The 21,472-nt window shown below is 69.4% G+C and carries 19 protein-coding genes; 10 read left to right on the top strand and 9 right to left on the bottom strand.

Annotation, left to right across the window (positions count from 1 at the left end; translation table 11 throughout):
* Nucleotides 1-137 precede the first annotated feature (137 nt).
* The 3 genes from F8M74_RS09050 to F8M74_RS09040 are packed head-to-tail and all read left to right on the top strand — an operon-like array spanning nt 138 to nt 4,397.
* The gene (locus F8M74_RS09050; RefSeq protein ID WP_141255722.1) at nt 138-635 is read left to right on the top strand and encodes a MerR family transcriptional regulator; all 498 of its coding nucleotides are present in this window, start codon (nt 138-140) and stop codon (nt 633-635) included.
* Complete coding sequence (locus F8M74_RS09045) at nt 632-3,214, top strand: VIT domain-containing protein (RefSeq protein WP_141255721.1); 2,583 nt, start codon at nt 632-634, stop codon at nt 3,212-3,214. The genes F8M74_RS09050 and F8M74_RS09045 overlap by 4 nt, the downstream gene beginning before the upstream one ends.
* Nucleotides 3,215-3,236: 22 nt before the next feature.
* A complete protein-coding gene (locus F8M74_RS09040) occupies nt 3,237-4,397 on the top strand; it encodes a hypothetical protein (protein ID WP_141255720.1) in 1,161 nt (386 codons plus the stop codon).
* 6 nt (nt 4,398-4,403) lie between these two features.
* On the opposite strand, the gene F8M74_RS09035 is transcribed toward F8M74_RS09040, so the two are convergent.
* The 5 genes from F8M74_RS09035 to F8M74_RS09015 form a co-directional block, all read right to left on the bottom strand.
* Nucleotides 4,404-5,231 (bottom strand): SDR family oxidoreductase, encoded by an 828-nt coding sequence (locus F8M74_RS09035; protein WP_141255719.1) that lies wholly within the window; start codon nt 5,229-5,231, stop codon nt 4,404-4,406.
* 95 nt (nt 5,232-5,326) lie between these two features.
* Complete coding sequence (locus F8M74_RS09030) at nt 5,327-5,593, bottom strand: YkvA family protein (RefSeq protein ID WP_171410333.1); 267 nt, start codon at nt 5,591-5,593, stop codon at nt 5,327-5,329.
* Nucleotides 5,594-5,706: 113 nt separating this feature from the next.
* Nucleotides 5,707-6,765, bottom strand: a complete 1,059-nt coding sequence (locus F8M74_RS09025; RefSeq protein WP_141255717.1) for an ABC transporter ATP-binding protein — start codon at nt 6,763-6,765, stop codon at nt 5,707-5,709.
* Between the two features lie 48 nt (nt 6,766-6,813).
* A complete protein-coding gene (locus tag F8M74_RS09020; RefSeq protein ID WP_141255716.1) occupies nt 6,814-8,379 on the bottom strand; it encodes an iron ABC transporter permease in 1,566 nt (521 codons plus the stop codon).
* The gene (locus tag F8M74_RS09015) at nt 8,379-9,362 is read right to left on the bottom strand and encodes an iron ABC transporter substrate-binding protein (RefSeq protein WP_141255715.1); all 984 of its coding nucleotides are present in this window, start codon (nt 9,360-9,362) and stop codon (nt 8,379-8,381) included. Before F8M74_RS09015 ends, F8M74_RS09020 begins: the two co-directional genes overlap by 1 nt.
* A gap of 145 nt (nt 9,363-9,507) precedes the next feature.
* Here F8M74_RS09015 and F8M74_RS09010 point away from each other — a divergent pair, with 145 nt between their 5' ends.
* The 4 genes from F8M74_RS09010 to F8M74_RS08995 are packed head-to-tail and all read left to right on the top strand — an operon-like array spanning nt 9,508 to nt 12,101.
* The gene (locus tag F8M74_RS09010; protein ID WP_141255714.1) at nt 9,508-10,122 is read left to right on the top strand and encodes a nuclear transport factor 2 family protein; all 615 of its coding nucleotides are present in this window, start codon (nt 9,508-9,510) and stop codon (nt 10,120-10,122) included.
* A gap of 10 nt (nt 10,123-10,132) precedes the next feature.
* Complete coding sequence (locus F8M74_RS09005; RefSeq protein WP_141255713.1) at nt 10,133-10,969, top strand: PfkB family carbohydrate kinase; 837 nt, start codon at nt 10,133-10,135, stop codon at nt 10,967-10,969.
* 47 nt (nt 10,970-11,016) lie between these two features.
* Nucleotides 11,017-11,649, top strand: a complete 633-nt coding sequence (locus F8M74_RS09000; protein ID WP_141255712.1) for a hypothetical protein — start codon at nt 11,017-11,019, stop codon at nt 11,647-11,649.
* 29 nt (nt 11,650-11,678) lie between these two features.
* Nucleotides 11,679-12,101 (top strand): hypothetical protein, encoded by a 423-nt coding sequence (locus F8M74_RS08995; protein WP_163884359.1) that lies wholly within the window; start codon nt 11,679-11,681, stop codon nt 12,099-12,101.
* Nucleotides 12,102-12,174: 73 nt separating this feature from the next.
* Here F8M74_RS08995 and gyrA read toward each other — a convergent pair whose 3' ends face one another.
* On the bottom strand, nt 12,175-15,003 hold the full coding sequence (gene gyrA / locus F8M74_RS08990; RefSeq protein ID WP_141255711.1) for a DNA gyrase subunit A: 2,829 nt from the start codon (nt 15,001-15,003) through the stop codon (nt 12,175-12,177).
* A 167-nt stretch (nt 15,004-15,170) separates the two neighbouring features.
* Nucleotides 15,171-15,950 (bottom strand): M48 family metallopeptidase, encoded by a 780-nt coding sequence (locus tag F8M74_RS08985; protein WP_141279642.1) that lies wholly within the window; start codon nt 15,948-15,950, stop codon nt 15,171-15,173.
* Nucleotides 15,951-16,117: 167 nt separating this feature from the next.
* On the opposite strand from F8M74_RS08985, the gene F8M74_RS08980 reads away from it, so the two are divergent.
* Together F8M74_RS08980 and F8M74_RS08975 are read left to right on the top strand one after the other, a co-directional pair.
* Nucleotides 16,118-17,458: a Xaa-Pro peptidase family protein gene (locus tag F8M74_RS08980; RefSeq protein ID WP_171410573.1), complete on the top strand. Its 1,341-nt coding sequence runs from the start codon at nt 16,118-16,120 to the stop codon at nt 17,456-17,458.
* A gap of 73 nt (nt 17,459-17,531) precedes the next feature.
* Nucleotides 17,532-17,897, top strand: a complete 366-nt coding sequence (locus F8M74_RS08975; RefSeq protein WP_141259053.1) for a response regulator — start codon at nt 17,532-17,534, stop codon at nt 17,895-17,897.
* A 3-nt stretch (nt 17,898-17,900) separates the two neighbouring features.
* Here F8M74_RS08975 and F8M74_RS08970 read toward each other — a convergent pair whose 3' ends face one another.
* Nucleotides 17,901-18,713 (bottom strand): acyl-CoA thioesterase II, encoded by an 813-nt coding sequence (locus F8M74_RS08970; protein WP_141259052.1) that lies wholly within the window; start codon nt 18,711-18,713, stop codon nt 17,901-17,903.
* A 68-nt stretch (nt 18,714-18,781) separates the two neighbouring features.
* Nucleotides 18,782-19,459, bottom strand: a complete 678-nt coding sequence (ung, locus tag F8M74_RS08965; RefSeq protein WP_141259055.1) for a uracil-DNA glycosylase — start codon at nt 19,457-19,459, stop codon at nt 18,782-18,784.
* Between the two features lie 177 nt (nt 19,460-19,636).
* Here ung and F8M74_RS08960 point away from each other — a divergent pair, with 177 nt between their 5' ends.
* The gene (locus F8M74_RS08960; protein WP_163884358.1) at nt 19,637-21,433 is read left to right on the top strand and encodes a CpaF family protein; all 1,797 of its coding nucleotides are present in this window, start codon (nt 19,637-19,639) and stop codon (nt 21,431-21,433) included.
* Nucleotides 21,434-21,472: the final 39 nt, after the last annotated feature.

Here is a 21,472-nt window from a genome sequence, read left to right as displayed (position 1 = left end):
AGCGCCAGGTGTCAGGACTTGGCAGTAGCACTGTCGAGATACCGCTGAGCTGAGGTTCCTCGCGCTCTGGCCACTGCTGCTGCCCATTCGCCAGTGGCAACTTGACACTATCAATGTCGAGTCCTACTGTCTGAACCGTGAGCACGCCGAAGACACAGAGCGAATGGAAGCTGACGGAGCTGGCCGAGGCGGTGGGCGTCTCGCCGCGGACGGTGCGTTACTACGTCCAACGCGGCCTGCTTCCCGCGCCCCCCTTCCGGGGACCCGACACCGTGTACGGGGAAGAGCACCTGGTGCGGCTCAAGGCCATCCGCGTCCTGCAGGCGCGGTTCCTTCCCCTGGATGCCATCCAGGCGGAGTTGCAGCGCTTGAGCCTCGATGAGCTGCGCCAGCTCGCCGACTCGGACGCGACACCCACGCTCCCGGTGCACGCGCAGCCGCTACCGGGACCGGCCCCGGTGGAGCCACAGCACGCGCCTCGAAGACCGGCCACGGGCCTGAATCGTTACGAGCGCTGGGAGCTGCTCCCAGGGCTGGAGCTGCACGTCTCGGAAGCAGCGGACACGAAGACCCGGGCGCTCGCGGAACGCGTTCGCGCCCTCATCGCGGAGTTCCAGGAAAGGGAGAAGCCATGACCATCGAAAAGGCAGGGCTGTACACGCGCAACGGCACGCAGGTCCCCCTCCAAGGTGTCGAAGTCACGGGCGAGCTCCTCGGTGGCCACGCGCGCGTCCGCGTTCGCCAGCGCTACCGCAACGAGGAGTACCAGCCGGTGGAGGCCATCTACACCTTCCCCCTTCCCTCGGATGGCACGCTGTCCGCCTTCTCCATGACGTGCGCCGGGCGGCGCATCGAAGGCGTGGTGCGAGAGCGTGAAGAAGCTTTCCGCACCTACGACGACGCCGTCACGGCCGGCCATGGCGCCGCGCTGCTCGACGAGGAGCGCCGCAACGTCTTCACCGCCCAGGTGGGCAACCTGCTGCCATATGAGGAGACCGTGGTGGAGGTGGAGTTCCTCCAGGCCGTCACCGCCGAGGAAGGCAGCGTGCGCTGGATGCTCCCCACGCTGGTGGCGCCCCGCTACATCCCCGGCGCGACCACGGGCGACCGCACCGGCCACGGCAGTGAAGAGCCCACGGCCCAGGTGCCGGACGCGGACCGCATCACCCCGCCCGTGGGCAACGTGCACTACGGCCTGCGCATGGACCTGCTCGTGGACCTGGGCCGCGAGGTGGTGGTGGAGAGCCCGTCCCACGCCATCACCACCACCCGGGAGGAAGGCACCCGCGTGCGCGTCGGCTTCTCGCGCGGCGAGGTGTCCCTGGACCGAGACCTGGTGCTGAGCCTGCGCAGCCCGGACAGCAGCGCGGTGTTCACGCCGCTCGTCACGCACCGCAAGGGCGAGGGAGGCCCGGGCACCTTCGCGCTCACCGTGGTGCCGGACCTGCTGGCCATGGCCTCCGCGCCGCCCAAGCAGGAGGTGGTGTTCGTCGTGGACGTCTCCGGCTCCATGGCCGGTGAGAGCCTGCCCCAGGCCCAGGCCGCGCTCCGGCTGTGCCTGCGCCACCTGCGCGAGGGCGACCGGTTCAACGTCATCGCGTTCGAGAATCGGTTCCGGTCGTTCCAGCCCGAGCCCGTGCCCTTCACGCAGCGCACGCTCGAAGAGGCGGACCGCTGGGTGGCCGCGCTGAACGCGGATGGCGGCACGGAGCTGCTCGCGCCCATGCGCGCCGCGGTGCAGGCGGCGCCCGACGGCGTCATCGTGCTGCTCACGGACGGACAGGTGGGCAACGAGTCAGAAATCCTGCGCGCCGTGCTCGAGGCGCGGAAGACGGCACGGGTGTACTCGTTCGGCATCGGCACCAACGTCAGCGACGTGCTGCTACGGGACATGGCGAAGCAGACGTGCGGCGACGTGGAGTTCATCCACCCGGGCGAGCGCATCGACGACAAGGTGGTGGCGCAGTTCTCCCGCGCGCTGGCTCCGCGTGTCACCGAGCTGGAAGTCCACTTTGATGGCGTGGAGTGCGCGGAGCTGGCGCCCGCCGAGCTGCCGCCCCTGGTGGATGGCGTGCCCTGGACGCTGCTGGGCCGCTATGCCTCGCCCGGGACGGGCACGGTGACGCTGCGGGGGCGCTCAGGACGGGAGCCCTTCTCGCTCACCGTCCGCGTGGACCTGCCCGCGGTGTCGGACCGGCCGGCGGTGGAGAAGTTGTGGGCCGCCGAGCGCATCCGGGGCTGGGAGGCCGCGCAGCTCACCGGACGCCGCGCGGAGTCCATGAAACAGCGCATCGTCGAACTGGCCGTCGCGCACCAGATTGTCACCCGGTACACCTCGTTCGTGGTGGTGGAGGAGCGCAAGGGCGACCGGCGGAACTCGGGACAGGCGAAGACGCGCGTCATCCCCGTGAACGCCCCTGCGGGCTGGGCCATGTTCGGCGCGCAGAAGGAGGAGGAGGCCGCGCTCGGTGGCGCCGTCCCCCGTCGCGGACGGATGGCCGCGCGTGGCGCCATGCCGCCCCCGTCGGCCGCCGCGCCCGCCTCTGGGGCTCGTCCGCTGATTCAAGTACGGCGCATCACCCCGCCCGCGCCCGCGCCCGCGCAGAGCGCGCCCTCTATGGATGCCGATGGCGGCACCACGGACTGGATGATCATGAGGAGCGAGCGGCGTGAACAGGGCAAGGCCGACGCCATGAAAAAGAAGCGCCAAAAGGGAGGAATCCTCTCCAACTTCTTCGGCGGCGGTCAGCCTCCAGATTCGCTGAAGGAGGCAGAGCTCGAGGAATCCGACGCGTACCGCGACGAGGCTCCGGCGGCCGAGGGCAGTGTCGACACGGGCGCGGAGAGCCTGCTGTCCCGGCAGCTCGCCAACGGGCTCTGGGAAGGCACCGGCGAGGGTTCCGAGCCCGTGCGACAGGCGCGTGCCACGGCGCTGGCCTTGCTGACGCTGCTGCGCGAGGGCATCACCAGCAGCCATCCGCTGCATGGTGCGCAGGTGAAGAAGGCGGTGGAGGCCCTGATGTCCCTGGCCGCCAGCCTGAGCGGCGATGCACAGATGGCGGAGCTGGCGCTGGGCGTAGCGTGGCTGGCCGCAGCAGGACCGCGCACCCGGGGCCGCATCGAGCAAGCCGCGAAGCCGCTCGCCGGGCTCAACGGCCGGCTGGGCAACGAGGTGGCCCTGCGCGAGCACGTCGACACGCTGGCCGCGCGCTGACGCACCGCGAAAAGGCGGCGGCATGGCTGATACATGCCGCCGCCGCGCTTCGCATACAGTGCCGGGCGCCATGACGCTCGCCACGCTCATCCTGCTTGCCACGCTCTCCGCTCAGCCCCCGGAGGCTCCGCCGTCTTCCGAGGCCACGGCACCGGAGACGGTCACCGCGCCGCCCCTGGTGTCCACGCCCGATGCCTGTGCAGCCAGCTCCGAGGCGGATTACTCGGCTGGCTTCGATGCGCTCGTGAGCGGCAACGACGCGAAGGCGCTGGAGCTGTTCGAGCGAGTGCTCGCGGCCTGTCCACAGCACCCCTATGCCACCGAGCTGGCCCGGCTCTCCCGGACACGGCTCGCGCCTGGGGGGCGGCTGGCCACCGCCGCCGCGAGCGAGATGGGGCGAGAGCCTTACTCCAGCGCCGCGCGTGCCTCTCTCGTCGTGGTGCAGACGATGCACGGGGTCGCACAAGGCATCCTCCTGTGCGCCATCGGACATTGTAGCGGCCAGGGTTACGCCGCGGTGTCACTGCTGGGCGCCGGAGCGGGCGCCGCCAGCTCGCTGCTGCTCACCCGGGGCGGGGTGACGGACGGACAGGCCGCCGTCATCAACTCCGGCACCGTGTGGGGCTTCTGGTTCGGTATCGCGACGCTGCTCGCCTTCGACCTGGATGGTGACCATGCCTTTGGCGCCGCCATCCTCGGCGGGGCGGGCTTCACCGGCGTGGGCGTCCTGCTGGCGCACCTGGTGAACCCCACCTCCGGACAGGTATCCCTGGCCAACTCGGGTGGCCTCTGGGCGGGCGCGGTGACGGCGCTGTTCCTGGCGACTTCGGACAACACTGACTTGAAGCGTTTCTTCGCCGTCGAGCTGGGCGCCACGGCCGCGGGCATCCTGTCGATGGCCATCCTGTCGAAGTATGTGCCGGTGTCCCGAGGCCGCATGCTCCTCATCGACGCGGGCGGCATCCTCGGCGGGCTGGTGGGCGCGAGCGCCCTCTACCTCACCGCGGGCAATGACGCGGGAGACGCCATCCTCGTGGGCAGCGGCGTCGGTGTGCTGGGCGGCCTGGCCCTCACCACGTACCTCACCCGGGACTTCGACCTCCCGGACGCGCCCCAGGTGACGCTGGCACCGCTCACCACGCCACGCGGGGGCACGGGCGTGTCGATGGTGGGCAGGTTCTAGCCTCGGTCAGCGGCGGCGCAGGCCGTAGATGAACATGAGCATCTGCTCGAAGGTGCGCGAGGGCAGCACGGCCTTCGCCACGACCGCCACGCGCTGCACCAGTTGGGCCACCGGGTAGCGCACGCGAGGCGCTCCGCGCTCCATCACCTCCAGCACCTTCTTCGCTACGTCCTCGGCGGCGAGGCCCTCGCGTTCGCCGTTCTCAATGGCCTTCAGCACGACTTCGAAGCGCTCCTGGTACACGGAGCCCGCGCCCGCCTTCGCGACACACACGCGGTTCTGGGTGAGCTGCGTCCGCACGTCTCCGGGCTGCACCAGCGTCGCCTCGATGCCGAACTCGGCCACCTCCTGGCGCAGCGCCTCGGTGAAGCCCTCCAGGGCGAACTTGCTGGCGCTGTAGAGCGACTGGAAGGGCAACCCCACCTGCCCTCCCAGGGAGCTGACCTGGATGATGCGGCCGGAGCGCCGCTCGCGCATTGAAGGCAGCACCGCCTTGCACACGCGCAGCGCGCCCAGGAAGTTGGCGTCCAACTGCGCGCGCGCTTCCTCGATGGAGGTGTCCTCGGCGGCGCCCGCGAGCGCATGACCCGCGTTGTTCACCACCACGTCGATGCGGCCCTCACACGACAGCACCGTCTCCACGGCCCGCTGCACGGAGTCATCCTGGGTGACGTCCAGTTCCAGCATCCGGTAACCCGGCGGCGCGGCCTCCACGGGACGGCGGCTGGTGCCGTAGACGATGTGGCCACGCGCGCTCAGCAGCTCCGCGCACGCCTTGCCGATGCCGGACGACGCACCGGTGATGAGAACGACACTTCCCTGCGAACCGGACATCCAGGCTCCGTGCAACAGTCTTCCTGGCGCACAAACCACGGGGGCCCGGGGCCCGGCAAGAGACTCTCACCCCTCGCGCCATGGGGCCCGGCGACTCAGACCGTCTTGCTGCGCGCCGGGGCGGCGACACCCGGCTGCGCATCCTCTCCCGCGATGACAATCTGGTGGCGCTGCACCTCGCGCACCATGAAGAAGGCGGCGGCGGACAACACGCCCAGGTCATCCAGCCAGCCGAGCACCGGGATGACGTCCGGCAGCGCGTCCACGGGCGACAGGAAGTAGACCACCGCCATCACGCCAGCGAGCTTCCGCCAGAGCGCTACGTGCGGGTCGCGCACGTATCGGAAAAAACGGCTCCCCATTCCACGAAGGCCTGCGATGTTCATACCTACCTCTACGCATGAGGGGCCCGGGTGATTGCGGCCTCGGCCCACACCCAGCGTACGCCGTCCGGCCGCCCGGGGGACAGCCAGGCTCAGTCCGGAATGTCCTCCAGCACCATCGCGCGGCCCACCACCTCCAGCCTCGCCCGGTCGCCCGCGCGCAGCGGCAGGTCCGGCGCGCCGCGCACGGTGAGCTCCAGGCCGTTGCACGCCACGGTGAATTCGGCGGCGGGGCCCTGGAACTCGCGCGCCAGCACCTCCGCTCGCAGCGCGCCGCCCAACGCGACGCCATCCGTGTCCGGCACCAATCGCATCGCCTCTGGCCGCAGCGACAGCAGCACGTTGCCCTTCGCTGGCGCGCCCGTCACCGGAAGGATGCCGAGCAGCGTCCGGGCGCCATTGCCGAAGCCCACACCCGGCAGCAGGTTGGTGCCGCCCAGGAAGTACGCCACGAAGGCCGTTCGCGGCGTGGCGTAGACGGACTCCGGCGTGCCCACCTGCTCCACCTTGCCCGCCCGCATCACCGCCAGCCGGTCCGCGAAGGCCATGGCCTCCTGCTGGTCATGCGTGACGAGCATCACCGTGGCCCCCAGCGACTTCAGCACCCGCCGCACCTCCATTCGCGTGGACGCCCGCAGCGCGCTGTCCAGGCTGGAGAAGGGCTCATCCAGCAACAGCACCCGCGGCCCGGGAGCCAGCGCGCGGGCCAGCGCCACGCGCTGCTGCTGCCCACCCGAGAGCGCGTGCGGCATGCGCGACTCGAAGCCCTCAAGGCCGAAGAGCTTCAGCATGTTGCTCGCGCGGGCGCGGGCTTCCTGGCGCGGCATCGCGGTGAGGCCGAAGGCCACATTCTCCACCACGGACAGGTGCGGGAAGAGCGCGTAGTCCTGGAACACCATGCCCACGCTGCGCTGCTCGGGCGGCACGAAGGCGCCAGGGCTGGCCAGGGTGCGGCCTTCCAACGTGACGGTGCCGCTGTTGGGGCGCTCGAAGCCCGCCACCAACCGCAGCGTCGTCGTCTTGCCACACCCCGACGGGCCCAGCAGCGCCAGCACTTCGCCGGGCTCCACCGCCAGGGACAGGCTGTCCACCGCGGCGGTACCGCTGGAGGAATAACGAAGGGTGACGTCGTCGAGCGAAAGCAGAGGCATGGCGGGCGGCGCACCCTACCGCGTTCCCGCGAGCCCGGGCGCTTTGGCTTAACTCGGGGACGAGCTGCCCTCTTGCGACACCAGCAGCCCCACACCCAGCGTGGAGACGGCCATCAGCACCAGCGCCGGCAGCGCGGCCTCGGCGAAGCGGCCCTCGGCCGTGGCGCCCCAGACCCGCGTGGCGAGCGTCTCGAAGCCGATGGGCGCCAGCAGCAACGTGGCTGGAAGCTCCTTCATCGCCGTGAGGAAGACGAGCGCCGCGCCCGCCAGCAGCCCGGGCCGTAGCAGCGGCGCCGTCACCCGGCGCAGCACGCCGGACGGAGGCTGGCCCAGCGACGCCGCGGCCTCCGGCAGGTGCGGGTTGAGCTGAAGCAACGACGCCCGCACCACGCCCACCGCCTGCGGCAGGAAGCGCACCACGTAGGCCAACACCAGCATGACCAAGGTGCCGTAGAGGAAGGGCACCGTCTGCACGCCCAGGAAGACGAGCGACAGCGCCAGCACGATGGGCGGCAGCGCATAACCCGCGTAGGACACGCGCTCCAGCGCCACCGTGAGGCGGCTCGGGTAGCGCACCGCGAGGAAGGCCAGCGGCAACGCGCCCACCACCGCCGCCACCGCGCCCAGCATGGAAGCACTCACCGAGTTCCACGCGGGCCCCATCATCGGCCCCGAATCCACCGACAGCCCTTGCACGCCCCAATAGACGAGCACGCCGACCGGGAGCCCCACGCCCACCGCCACCACCGCGCCGCACAAGAGCAGCGCCGGCACGCGCCAGCGGCCCAGTTGTACGAGCGAGGAAGCCCGGGCCGCGCCCTTCGCGCTGCGGTGGTAGCCCGCACGGCCGCGCAGCCACAACTCCAGGGCCAGCACGCCCACCGTCACGGACACCAGCGCCAGGCCCAACAGCGCCGCGTAGCTGCGGTCGTACGCGCCCTCGTACTGCACGTAGATGGCGCGCGAGAAGGCGTCATACTGCACCAGCGCCACCGCGCCGAAGTCGGAGAGGACGTACAGCCCCACCAGCAACGCGCCCGACGCGAAGGCAGGACGCAGCAGGGGTACGGTGATGCGGAAGAAGGCCCGGGCGGGCGTGAGTCCCAGGCTCCTCGCCCCCTCCAGCCACGCCGGGTCCTGGGACAGCAGCCCGGCGCGCAGCGCGAGGAAGAAGTACGGATACGTCGACACCGTCAGCGCCAGCAGCGCTCCGGGAAAGCCATACACGGGCGGCACCGGAAGGCCCCAGCGCGTCAAGGGCTCCTCCAGCGCGCCGCCCACGCCGAACGCCGCCAGCAGCACGTAGCCGCTGACGAACGTGGGCACCGCCAACGGCACACACAACAACACCGTCCACAGACGGCGCCCCGGCAGGTCCGTGCGCGCGGTGAGCCAGGCCAGCGGCAGCGACAGCAGCGCCGCGCAGCCCGTCACCGCCGCCGCGAGCCCCAACGTGCGGCCCAGCAGGCCCCACGTCTTGTCTCGCAGCAGCAGGCCCCATGCGTCCGCATCCGCTTCCGCGGCGCGCACGCATAGGTATATCGCGGGCACCAGCGCCAGCGCGGCCATGGCCACGCCAGCTACCCATAATCCCACCGGGGCACGACGAAGCATCAGAGGACGCCAGTATCCTGGAGCAGCTTCACGGTGCCGCGCAGGTCATCCAGCCTGGACAGGTCCAGGTCGGGCGAGCCCACCTTGTCGAGCGCCGGCAGGCCCTCGGCCAGCTTCACGCCAGACACCAGCGGGAACTCGGACGTCTCCTGCGCGAAGTACGTCTGCGCCTCGGCGTCCAGCAGGTACGCGGCCAGCTTCTTCGCCGCGTCCGTGTTCTTGGAGCCCTTGAGGATGGCCACGCCCGCCACGTTCACCAGCGCGCCCGGGTCACCCGCCGCGACGAAGTAGTTGGCCACGGGCAGGTCCGCTTTGTTCTTCTTCGCGGAGTACAGGTAGTAGTGGTTCACGAAGCCCGCGTCGATTTCACCGCGCCCCAGCGCCTCGATGATGGCCGCGTTGTTCTTGTAGACGCGCGGCGCGTTGGCCTGGATGCCCTTGAGCCACTGCGTCGCGGCCTCGTCGCCCTTGAGCAGGCGCAGCGCGGTGACGAAGGACTGGAACGAGGCGTTGGTGGGCGCCCAGCCCAGGCGGCCCTTCCACTTCGCATCCGTGAAGCCAAGGATGCTCTTGGGCAGCGTGTCCGCCTTCACCTTCTTCGTGTTGTAGGCCACGACGCGCGCCCGGCCGCTGGTGCCCACCCACACGCCCTGCGGCGAGCGGAAGCGCGCATCCACCTTGTCCAGCGTCTCCTTAGGCAGCGCCTGCAGCTGCCCCGCCTTCGCCAGCGCGCCGAGCGCCCCCGCGTCCTGCGCGAAGAACACGTCGGCGGGCGTCTTCGCGCCCTCCTCCAGCAACGTGGCGGCGAGCTGCGGCGTCTCGCCGTAGCGCACCTTCACCTCGACCCCCGTCTTCTCGGTGAACTTCTTGAGGAGCGGGCCCACCAGCTTCTCGTTGCGGCCGGAGTAGATGGTGAGCGTCTCCGCCGCGAGCGCGGGGGAGGCCAGGGTCAGGACCAGGGAGGTCAGGAGGAGTCGTACCATGGACTGGCACCCTAACGGACGGCCTCCCCCGCTTCCACCGATTGCGCGCGGGCCCCCGGTGAAGCGCGAAACAGGTGACGACAGCGCTCCTTCGCGGCCCGGAGTAGCCTCGTGGGCCGCAACCTCCCGCCACCGTGGAGACACCATGCCGCGCCCGCTCGTCGCCGCCTGTGCCGCCGCCCTGCTCGCCGCGCCCTCCGCCCTGGCGCAGGCGCCTGCGTCCCCGAAACCGCCCGTCTCCACACCCAACCCGATGAAGGACGCCGCCGAGCGAACCCGGAGCGCGCTCCAGCACGCACCCGCGCCTCGCCCCGAGGACGTGCGCTCCATCGATTCCCTCATCGCCGCGCTGTACGACGTCATCAGCGGCCCGGCGGGCCAGGCGCGCGATTGGCAGCGCTTCCGCGCCCTCTTCCACCCGAGCGCGCAGATGATTCCCATCCGCCGCCCGAAGGACGGCAAGGGGCCTGCGGCCACGCCCTTCACACCGGATGACTATGCCACCTCCGCCGCGGTGGCCTTCGACAAGCGGGGTTTCTTCGAGAAGGAGACGCGCCGGCAGGCGTCTGGCTATGGAGACATGGTCCAGGTGCTGAGCGCGTATGAGACGCGTGAAACCGCGGACGGGCCGGTGATGACCACGGGCGTCAACAGCTTGCAGCTCGTCTTCGATGGGCGGCGCTGGTGGATTCTCAACATCGCCTGGACGGACGACAAGGCCGCGGGGGTTCCCGTGCCGAAGGACTTCACCCGGAAGTAGAACACGCGTCATGGGTGACGCATCCCTGCGCGATGTGCTGGTTGTGGGGAGCTACTGCCACGACCTGCTCCGGCATGGCCCCGGGCGGGAAACACATGCGCTCGGCGGGTCGGCGGCGTACATCGCGTCCGTCCTGGATGCGATGGGGCTGGAGTACGCGGTGGCCGCGGTGGCCGGCGAGGACTTCCGTTACGCGGACCAGGTCCGGTATCCGCCGCGCATCGTTCCGGGAACGCGCACCACGCAGTTCATCGCGGACTTCGAGAGAGAGGCACGGACGCTTCGCGTCAGTGCGAAGGCGGAGCCGATTCGCCCTGCGGACATCACCGTCGACGCGCGCGTGGCACTGGCGTGCGGGGTGGCGGGTGAGGTGCTTCCGGAGACGCTGATCCATGTCTCGGAGCGGGCGCGGCATGTGCTGGCGGATGCGCAGGGGTTGATTCGGGCGCTCGATGATGACGGACGGGTGCTCAATCTCCGCCTGGAGGACACGCCTTTCGCGGGGCTGCTGGAGCGGCTTCGGGTGCTGAAGGCCAGCGAGGAGGAAGCCCGGGCAATGGACATCGAGCGGGTGCGTCAGCGGACGTGCCTGGTTGTGACGCGTGGGGCGCGGGGCTGCACGGTGTTTACGGCGGATGCGCGCATCGACGTGCCCACGGTTGCGGTGGAGGAAGTGGATGCCACGGGCGCGGGGGACTGCTTCCTCGCGGGCTTCACGCTGGGACTGCTGCGAGGACTGCCGTTCGAACGCTGCGCCGCGCTGGCGAACTGGTTTGGCGCGCAGGCGGTGACACAGGTCGGGGTGCCGAAGCTGGATGTCAGCCGGCTTCCTGTGGAACTGCGCTGAGCTATCATCCTCCCGCGTTACGCTGACGAAGTGCCTCTGGGGGGACCATGAGGAACAGTCGACTCGTATTGCTAGTCCTGGCACTTGGATGCGGTGGCCAGTCGTACGTTCGGACAGGCACCGGGCATTACTTTGGCCGCAAGAATGGCGATGTATGGGTACGGGGCCCTTGGCCTGCGATTCACCCTTCTCGCGACATTGATGACGTCATCGACCAACTCTGCCCGGCCATCATGGAGATGGATGGCGCCCGGGCGAAGGACTTCGGCCAGGAATACTGCGGTGCCATCTACACGCTGCGGGATGGCATGCACTACGCAAGCTTTCCATCTCCACAGGGTCGGACGACGATTGTCTTCGAGGACAAGCGAAAGAGCTGCCACGCCCCTCGATATGTCAATGACTCTCGGGGCTACGCCTCAATCCTCGCGGACTACCACAGCCATCCGTGGTTCCCCTCCCCCATGTCTCCTGAGGACAGGCGCGCGAAAAATCAGCGCTGGGTCATCCGCATCCAGTTCGACGCGGAGTGCCGGGTCATGAAGCTGATACCGCACATGGATGACCCTGGCCGCCCTGGCGAAGTGTACGTTCGGCAAGGAAAGACCTGGAAGCTCATTGGTTTCATCACACCCGACGACAAGCCCTTCGGTTACATCACCCCTGTCGATGAAGCTTGAACTCCATGTTGCCGGAGTCAGGAGGGAACATGTCGCGCCGCCTGCTGCTCTGCCTCAGCCTCACGCTGCCCGCCTGTGGCCTCTTCCACCGGCCCCTGAAACCGGAGCGCGCGCCCGCGGATGAGGCGGCCCGGTTCACGTTCCCCATCGACCTCCCAGCCGATGGACGCATGCGAATTCCCGCGGACCTGGCGGCGGCCATCTCGCTGGCGATGGACGACTTCCGCCCGCTGGGTGTGAAGCCTCACCGAGGCGCCACACCCGACGAGGTGTGCCTGTATCAACGGGAGTCGTTTGACGTGACAGTGGCCCCAGGGCCAGAGGGCGTGGTCTTCGTCCGGTTCACCGTCAAGGACGGCGCCTGTGACAAGGACGGACCCGTCGCGGACATGGGCTCCACCTACGCCGTCGAGGTGGCGAAGCACCAAATCCTGGCGATTCAACGCCCGTGAGCCCCTGAGACAGTGCCCCACGGGTGACACAGGAGCGGGAGCCCGTGGGCCCCCGCTCCTCACTGCGAACAACTCAGCCCTGCGAGGGCTCCTCGCCACCCGGGGTGCCACCCTCCTCGGACGCCGGGGCCGACTCGACAGCGGCTTCCGCAGGCGCAGCGGCCTCAGCCGTGGCGTCCGCAGGCGCAGCGGCGTCAGTCGCCTCCGGAGCGCTGGCCTCCGCCGTGGTCACCGCGCCCTCGGCCGGCGCCACCGCCTCGCCGTTCTCCTCCGTCTCGTCGCTCTCGGGCAGCTTGGAGATGGCCATGACCTTCTCCTGCTCGTTCTCCAGGGCAATCAGCCGCACGCCCTGCGTGTTGCGGCCGATGACGGAGATCTCCTTCACCCGCATGCGGATGAGCATGCCGCCGTTGGTGACGAGCATCACCTCGTCCGCTTCCTTCACCTGGAGCAGACCCACCACCTTGCCGTTCCGCTCGGTGGTCTTGATGTCGATGATGCCCTTGCCGCCACGGCCCTGCTGCCGGTACTCGGTCTCCTGCGTCCGCTTGCCGTAGCCGTTCTCCGTCACCGTGAGGATGGCCGCGTCCGTCTCCACCACGTCGGCGCCCACCACCTCGTCGCCGTCCTCCAGCGTGATTCCCTTCACGCCGTAGGCCTGGCGGCCCATGGAGCGGACCTCCGTCTCCGGGAAGCGGATGCTCATGCCCGACGCCGTCGACAGCAGGATGTCCTTGCTGCCGTCGGTAATCATCACCGCCACCAGTTCGTCACCGTCGTCGATGCCCAGCGCGATGATGCCGCTGGAGCGGACGTTCTCGAACGCGCTCAGGTCCGTGCGCTTCACCACGCCCCGCTTCGTCACGAAGAAGACGTAGCGGTTCTCCGGGAAGTCACGCGTCACCAGCACCTGCGCCAGCCGCTCGCCCTCACCGAACTGCACCAGGTTCACCATGGCCTTGCCGCGCGACGTGCGGCTGGCCTGCGGAATCTGGTGCACCTTCAGCGAGTACAGCTTGCCCTTCGTGGTGATGGGCATCAGGTACGCGTGCGTGCTGGCCACGAACAGCTTGCTGACGAAATCGTCTTCCTTCGTCGCAGCGCCCGTCTTCCCGCGTCCGCCGCGCTTCTGCGCCCGGTACTCGGTCAGCGGCGAGCGCTTGATGTAGCCCGTGTGCGACAGCGTGACCACCATCGTCTCTTCGGCGATGAGGTCCTCGCTGGTCATCTCATCCACGGCGCCGGTGATTTCCGTGCGGCGCTTGTCGCCGTAGCGCTCGCGAATCTCCACGAGCTCCGTCTTGATGACGTTGAGCAGGCTGCGCTCGTTGGCCAGGATGTCCTGCAGCCGCGCGATGTCGCGCACCAGGCCGATGAGCTCGCGGAACAACTCCTCGCGCTGCAGGCCAGTGAGCCGCTGCAGGCGCATCTCCAGGATGTTCTGCGCCTGGCCCTCGCTGAAGCCCGCGCCCTCGTACTTGTGCGCCAGGCCGCCGTAGCTGGGCTCCTCGTTGCGCGCGCGGGAGACGAGCAGCTCCATCTGCGCCTTCGCCTTCGCGTAGTCGATGCGCTCCAGGTTGACGAAACGCTCGTGCTCGTACAGCGCGGGCGACAGGATGTGCATCAGGCCCCAGCGCGCCTCGTCCGGGTCCTTGGACGCGCGGATGAGGCTGACCACCAGGTCGATGAGGTCCTGCGCGACGAGCAGACCTTCGACGATGTGCATGCGCGCCAGCGCCTTGCGCAGCTCGTAGCGCGTGCGGCGCGTCACCACGTCACGGCGGTGCGCGATGAACCGGTCCAGCATCTCCTTCAGGTTGAGCGTGCGAGGCTGGCCGCCGTCGATGGCCAGCATCACCGCGCCGAAGGTCGTCTCCAGCGATGTCATCGCGTACAGGTTGTTGAGCACCACCTGCGAAATCGCATCGCGCTTGAGCTCGATGACGATGCGCATGCCCTGGCGGTCGCTCTCGTCGCGGATGTCGCTGATGCCCTCCAGCTTCTTCTCGCGCACCAGCTCGGCGATCTTCTCGATGAGCCGCGCCTTGTTCACCTGGTACGGAATCTCCGAGAAGATGATGGCCTCGCGGTCACCCCGCTTGGAGGTCTCGATGTCCGAGCGCGCCCGGATGGTGACCTGGCCGCGGCCCGTCTCGTAGGCACGGACGATGCCCTCGCGCCCGGTGATGATGGCGCCGGTGGGGAAGTCCGGACCGGTGATGAACTCCATCAGGTCCCGGACCGTGCAGCCCGGATTGTCGATGAGGTGCAGCGTGCCGCTGATGACCTCGGTCATGTTGTGCGGCGGGATGTTGGTGGTCATGCCCACCGCGATGCCGCTGCTGCCGTTGACCAGGAGGTTGGGGAACTTCGACGGGAGGACGAGCGGCTCTTCCAGCGAGTCGTCGTAGTTGGGACCGAAGTCCACCGTCTCCTTGTCGATGTCCGCCAGCAGGTCCTCCGCCAGCCGCTCCATGCGCACTTCCGTGTAACGCATGGCCGCTGGCGAGTCGCCGTCCACCGAGCCGAAGTTGCCCTGGCCGTCCACCAGCAGGTAGCGAAGGCTCCACTCCTGCGCCAAGCGCACCATGGCGTCGTACACCGACGAGTCACCGTGCGGGTGGTACTTACCGATGACGTCACCCACCACGCGAGCGGACTTCTTGTAGGCCCGGTTGTGGAGGTTGCCCAGGTCATTCATCGCGTACAGCACGCGGCGATGCACGGGCTTGAGTCCGTCACGTACGTCGGGCAGCGCGCGCCCCACGATGACGGACATGGAGTAGTCGAGATACGAACGGCGCATCTCGTCTTCGATGTTGACGGGAATGAGCTCTCCGGCGCTGTCCGGGGGAGGAGGCGCGGAGGGCGATGCCGGCTTGTCAGTCGTGTCGTCAGCCATGAGCTCTGGAAGTCTGCGGAGGGGCCCGCGAATGGGGCCGCCATCCAGTGAGTGAGCGTTCGTAACCCCTGGATTTCCCAGCGTCAACTGGGGAAACAAGGGGCTTTCGCCTCGAACGGCGAGATGCCTGGTAGAGACTCTTTTTTGAACGCTTGAGCGAGCCTTTTTCAGCCCTGCGGACGCAGGGGAGCAGCCAGGCGCTCGGCTTCGGTTCCCACCGGTCCTTCCGGGTCTCTTTCCTTTGCTTTTTCGAACGCAGCCAGGGCGCCTTTCCGGTCGCCCTTCAGCTTCAAGGCCACGCCCACGTTGAGGTGCGCGGAGGGAAAGTCACGGTCCATGGCCACGGCTTCCCGGAAGAGCACCAGCGCCTGGTCCACGTCGCCCGACAGCAAGGTCTCCTTGCCGGCCTGGACGCGCTTCTCCGCGTCATTCACGAGCTCCACCTGGAACACGCTGCCGCCCACCACGTTGGCGACAAGCACGCGCAGGATGCCGCCCCAGTAGAACGTAAGCCCCTCCGCGGCCACCACGGCGGCCAGCGGCAGGTCCGGAAGCAGCTGCTTGCCCCGGAACTTGAAGCGCACCCGCGTGTAGCGGCCCTTGTTGGCCCAGTGGACCATCTCCCCCTGGAGCTTGCGCAGCCCTTCTTCCATGCGCTTGGGGTCGATTTCGAAGGGCAGCACCCGGCCCGCGGGCTCACCGGACGGGAGCGCCTGGGGGCCCGGGCGTCCGGGGGTGGGCTCGTCGGCGAGGACGGGCTCGGCTTCCAGCACGGGGGGCCGAGCGGTTTCGACGGTGGGCTCCGACACCGGCGAGCTGGCGCGACGGGGCGCGGCGGGGGGCCTCGAGGTGGCCTTCTTCGGGGCAGCGGCCTTCTTCGCCTTCGCCTTCGACGCGGCGGGCTTCTTCGCCTTCGACGGACGCTTCTGGGACGTGCTCTTGGCCATGGACACACCTTAAACGAGCAACGGCGACAACGCTTGCATGGTGCCGCCCGATGGTGGGCTTCGCACGGTTCTTCGCACGCACGCCACACGACTTCACGCCGCGCGCGTCCCTTCCCACCGGGCGCTCGGGGATGATGGCGTTCCTTCCCGAAAGGACTGCACCCCGCATGACTCGCGTCCGGCACGCCCTGCTCTCCGCCCTGCTCCTCGTCGCCCCCGTCGCCAGCGCCGCGCCCGCCGACCCCATCGCGTCCCAGGACGCCTGGCCCCGCATCCGCAAGGAGCGCATCCAGCAGCTGCTGCCCCAGGCCATGGCCCGCGCCAACGTGGACGCGTGGGTGGTCATCTGCCGGGAGAACGACAACGACCCGCTGGCCATCCACGTCGGCTGTGAGAACGCCGGAGGCACCGCCGCCTTCCTGTTCCTCAAACAGGACGCGGCCGTGCGCAGCGTGGCCCTGTCACCGGAAGGCGAGGCCACCGCGCTCCGCGACGTGGCGCCGCTCGACGAGGTGGTGCCGCTGCCGCGCGGCACGAATCTCTACGCGCAGGTGGCCTCGCGGCTGGCGGCGGCGAAGCCGAAGCGCATCGCCGTCAATTCGTCCACGTCGGTGGCGGTGGCGGATGGCCTGTCCGCCACGCAGCGCGCCGCGCTGGAGAAGGCCCTGACGCCCGCGCTGCGCAAGAAGCTGGTGTCCTCCGAGGACCTCGTCTCCGAGTGGCTCTCCGTGAAGCTGCCCGAGGAGGTGGACATCCTCCGCAAGGCCGCCGCGCTGACGTCCCAGATGGAGATAGAGGCCTACCGCGCGGTGGTGCCGGGCAAGACGCGCGACGTGGATGTGGCCCGCTTCCTCCGCCAGCGCATGGCGGAGCTGGGCGTGGGCGACGCCTGGGCGCCGGACCAGAACCCCAACGTCCAGAGCGGCCCCACGCGCGGGCACTCCCACGCCACCGAGCGCGTCATCCAGCCGGGTGACTTCATCCAGACGGACTTCGGCATCCGCGTGGGCGGCATGTGGGTGACGGACATCCAGCGCTTCGCCTACGTGCTGGCGCCGGGCGAGACGCAGCCGCCCAAGGAGGCCCTGGAGAAGTGGGAGAAGGGCAAGAAAGGCAGCCGGATTGCATTGGCCACCCTGAAACCCGGCGTGCGCGGCTGGGACGTGGACAAGGCCCAGCGTGACTGGATGCGCGAGGCCGGCTCGGCGCCCGTCATGTGGGGAACGGGGCACCCGGTGGGCTACTGGGCGCATGACGTGGGCCCGGCGCTCTCCGGCGCGCAGCAGGGCAAGCCCGCGGCGGGCCAGGCGGCGCGCATCGTCCGGCCCGGGCAGGTCTTCGCCTTCGACGGGTTCTTCGCGTGGCCGGACGGCGGCGAGGGCGAGCAGCGCATCATCGCCGTGGAGGAGATGGCCGTCGTCACCGAGACGGGTGCGGAATACCTCATCCCACCCCAGGAGGATTTGGTGCTCATCCCCTCCCCGGGTCCTTCCCGCCCCGTGCCGTGAGACATGTGTCACGTGACAATCTCGTGGGAGAAGCTTGAGTAGGATGCGCTGAACCGCTCCCGGAGAGGGCCCGATGCAGAACGTGCTGGTGATTGACGACGACGCCTTCGTGCTCTCGGTGGTGAGGGACATCCTCCAGAGCGCGGGCTACGAAGTCGTGACGGTGCAGTCACCCGCCGAGGCGTTCAACCTGGACCTGTCCAGCGTCTCCGCCATCCTCTGCGACTACAACATGCCGGACATGAACGGCTCCGACGTGCTCACGGTGATGCGTGAGCTGAAGGACTGCCGGGTGCCGTTCATCTTCCTCACCGGACACGAGGAGCTGGACGACCTCGTGTCCGTGGCCATCCGCTACGGCGCGGAACTGCTGCCCAAGCCTATCCAGCCCGTGGAGTTGGTGCGGCTGCTGGTGAAGCAGCTCGCCTCGGCGGCCTGAGCGCTACCCCAACACCGCCACCAACTGCCGGCACTGAGCCAGCAGTTCGCCCTCCTCGGTCCACAGTTGCTGGAAGTCCTCCGAGTACCCCTCCGCCGCCTGCCGTGAACGCCCCGTGCGCAGGAAGTAGGCGTCCTCGCGCAGGCCGGGACGCGGCAGGTCGTGGAAGAAGTGCACGGTGAAGTCCACGCTCGCCGCCGCGTGGAAACCGTCCACGCGCGAGAGCACCGACGGCGGATAGGCGTCCATCAGTCCCACGCACAGCGGCGCGTCCAGCACCAGCGTGTCCTTGGGGCGAATCCAGCCGCCTGTCTCCGCCACGTCCGCGCCGGAGTACGGCGCCGAACCCACGCAGAAGCGGTACTCGAAGAAGCTGCAGAAGGTGGGCATGGGCACGTCATCCGGCACCGCGGGAACCTCTTGAGGCGGCGGGACGACGGGGCGCTTCACGTCGAAATACTCCGTCACGCCGCCGCGCGAGGTGCCGAATGTGGCAGTGGCCACGCACAGCACACCCGCGGCGCTCTCGATGCGCGCCGTCGCGTGGGTGACGAGCCGCCCCGTCCGCTCGATGCGCGTCTGGATTTCCGCGTCGCCCTCCACCGCGGGCGCGCAGAAGTGCACGGTGAGCGTGCGCACGGGGCGGCCCGGCTGCTGCGCCTGCGCCAGGGTGTGCTCCAACGCGCGCAGCGTCGACCCCGCGACGATGCCGCCATAGGCGCCCTTGCCCTGGTACCAGGGCGCGGTGAAGCGGATGCCGTAGCGGTTGGGAGAGAGCGGCTCGGGGGTGGTGGCGGCGAGGAAGGCAGCGGTCATGTCGCGCCGCAGCGTATCAACGCGGACCCGGTGTGTCCGGCCCGAGTCTCACGCGGCTCGCCGCCTCTTCAGGCGAACAGGTGCCAGTCGATGGGTGGGCGACCGTGGGATTCCAGCGCCTCATTCACGGCGCTGAAGGGGCGGCTGCCGAAGAAGCCATTGCTGGCGGACAGCGGCGAGGGGTGCGTGCCCTCGATGATGACGTGCCGCTTCGCATCGATGAGCTTCTTCTTCTTCTGCGCGTAGCGGCCCCACAGCAGGAACACCACCGGGTCGTCCTTTGCGCTCACCGCGCGGATGACGGCGTCCGTGAAGTCCTCCCAGCCGTGCCCTGCGTGGCTGTTGGGCTTCGCCTGCCGCACCGTCAGCACCGCGTTGAGCAGCAGCACTCCCTGCCGGGCCCACGGAATCAGAGAGCCGTCCTTCGGACGGGGCACGCCCACGTCGCTCTCCAGTTCCTTGAACATGTTCACCAGCGAGGGCGGCGGCGTCACCCCCGGCTTCACCGAGAAGGCCAGCCCATGCGCCTGTCCCGGCCCGTGGTAGGGGTCCTGGCCCAGCAGCAACACCCGCACGTCTTCATAGGGCGTGAGCCGGAAGGCGGAGAAGAGGTCCTCCTCCGACGGAAAGACGGTGGCCTCCCGCCGCTCCGTTTCAACGAAGCGCTCCAACTCCTGAAACGACGGCGACGCCAGCGCCGCGCGCAGCTCCTGCTTCCAGTCTTCCGGCAGCCCTTCCGCGAGCACGAACGCCTCCCATTCCAGCGACGGCGACATTGAAACACCGGGTCCCGGGAGCGCCCACTGCTTTCCACCGGCCCGCGCGGGAAACCGCCGGTGGGCGGCCCCTGCCCAGAAAGCAGCCGGACAGGCGGGGTGGGTTCTTGGGCCCTGGGGCCAGAGCGCGCTAGCCTGGGTGGCGCCATGACGATGTACACCGAGTCACTCCGCGCGTTCCTCAAGCCCGTCCTGCCCTACATGGATGACGAGGCCGTGTCGGAAATCATGATCAACGGCCCGACCGACATCTGGATTGAGCGCAAGGGCCGGCTCACGAAAGTGGATGCATCGTTCACCGATGAAGGCCTGCTCGGCGCCGCGCGCAACATGGCGCAGTTCGTCGGCCGCATGCTCAACGAAGAGCGCCCCCGCCTGGACGCGCGCCTTCCGGATGGCAGCCGCATCCACGTGGTGATTCCGCCCATCGCGCGCAAGGGCACCACCATCTCCATCCGCAAGTTCTTCAAGGAGAAACTGACGGTCAACTCCTTGATGAAGTTCGGGTCGCTCACGCCGCAGATGGCGCGCCTCATCGAGGCCGGCATCGCCACCAAGCTCAACATGCTGGTGGCCGGCGGCACGGGCTCCGGCAAGACGACGCTGCTCAACATCGTGTCGTCGCTCATCCCGGATGAGGAGCGCATCCTCACCATCGAGGACTCGGCCGAGCTCCAGCTCAACCAGTCCCACGTCGTGCCCTTCGAAAGCCGGCCGCCCGACAAGTTCGGCAAGGGCGCGGTGGACATGGGCGATTTGCTCCACTCCGCGCTGCGTCTGCGCCCCGACCGCATCGTCGTCGGTGAAGTGCGCGGCGGCGAGGCCTTCCACCTCATGCAGGCCATGAACACCGGCCACGGCGGCTCGCTGGCCACCACGCACGCCAACACGCCCACGGACACGCTGCGGCGCATCGAGTCGCTGTGCCTCATGTCCGGCGTGGAGCTGCCCATGGTGGCCGTGCGCGCCCAGGTGGCCAGCGCCATCAACTTCATCATCTGCTGCGAGCGCCTCCACGACGGCAGCCGCAAGACGATTGCCCTGTCGGAGGTGCTGCCCCTCAACGAGAAGGGCGACTACCGTACCCAGGACATCTTCGTCTTCACGCCCGTCACCAAGGACGAGGACGACCACATCCTGGGCTACCACGCGCCCACCGGCATCATCCCCAACTTCGTCAGCAAGGCGCGCGCGTACGGCTTCCACGACCTGGACGAGTCCTTCTTCGACCCGGCCACCTACGGCCTGCCGCCGCCGCCCACCTTCCACGCGGGCGAGTCGTACTCGGTGCGCTGGGCCCCATCCCTGAAGCACCGCGAGCAGGGAAGGCCGGACCCGGACCACTTCAAGCAGGAGTGGTCCGCCTTCGAGCAGCGCCTCAAGCAGGACGCCCGCGACGCGAAGGCCGGCAAGGCCGCCGCCGCGCCGCCTCCTCCTCCCGCGCCGGCCGTGCAGGTGCAGGTGCCCGCGAGTCACCCCACCCCGCCGCCCTCGGCGCGCGTCCGGCCACCGGAGCCTCCGCCGGCCGTGAAGCCCGCAACGCCCCCGGCCCGGCCCGCCGCCGCCGCGCCGCCGCGCCCGCCGCCCGCCATGGACGACGACGCGACGCCGCCGCCCACGCGCAATCCCTTCGCGGAGGCCCCCGAGGAGACGCGCACCGCCATCCCCACCGAGGCCAAGGTCGAGGTCGCCGAGGACCTGCTCGCGGAGGATGACGGCCCCAGCACGGTGCCCCCGCGCCGGCCGCCGCCCTTCACCCCGCCTTCGCGGGCGCCCTCGCCCAACCTGGCCACCGGCGCACGGCCAGCCCTGGGCGCGCGCCGTCCCCCGCCGTCCCGCCCCGCGCCGGAGTCCGACGAAGACGAAGACAGCACCCAGGGCTCGAATGGCGGCTCCGAGAAGACCCAGATTCGCCCGGCCCCGTCGGAGCGGCCCCGGCGCTGAAGCCCCGCCCCGGCCCGCCGCGTCGGAAACGACCCCGGG

The sequence above is a fragment of the Myxococcus sp. CA023 genome, assembly GCF_010998615.1.
GTDB lineage: Bacteria > Myxococcota > Myxococcia > Myxococcales > Myxococcaceae > Myxococcus.
This window is presented reverse-complemented; position numbering and strand designations above follow the sequence as displayed.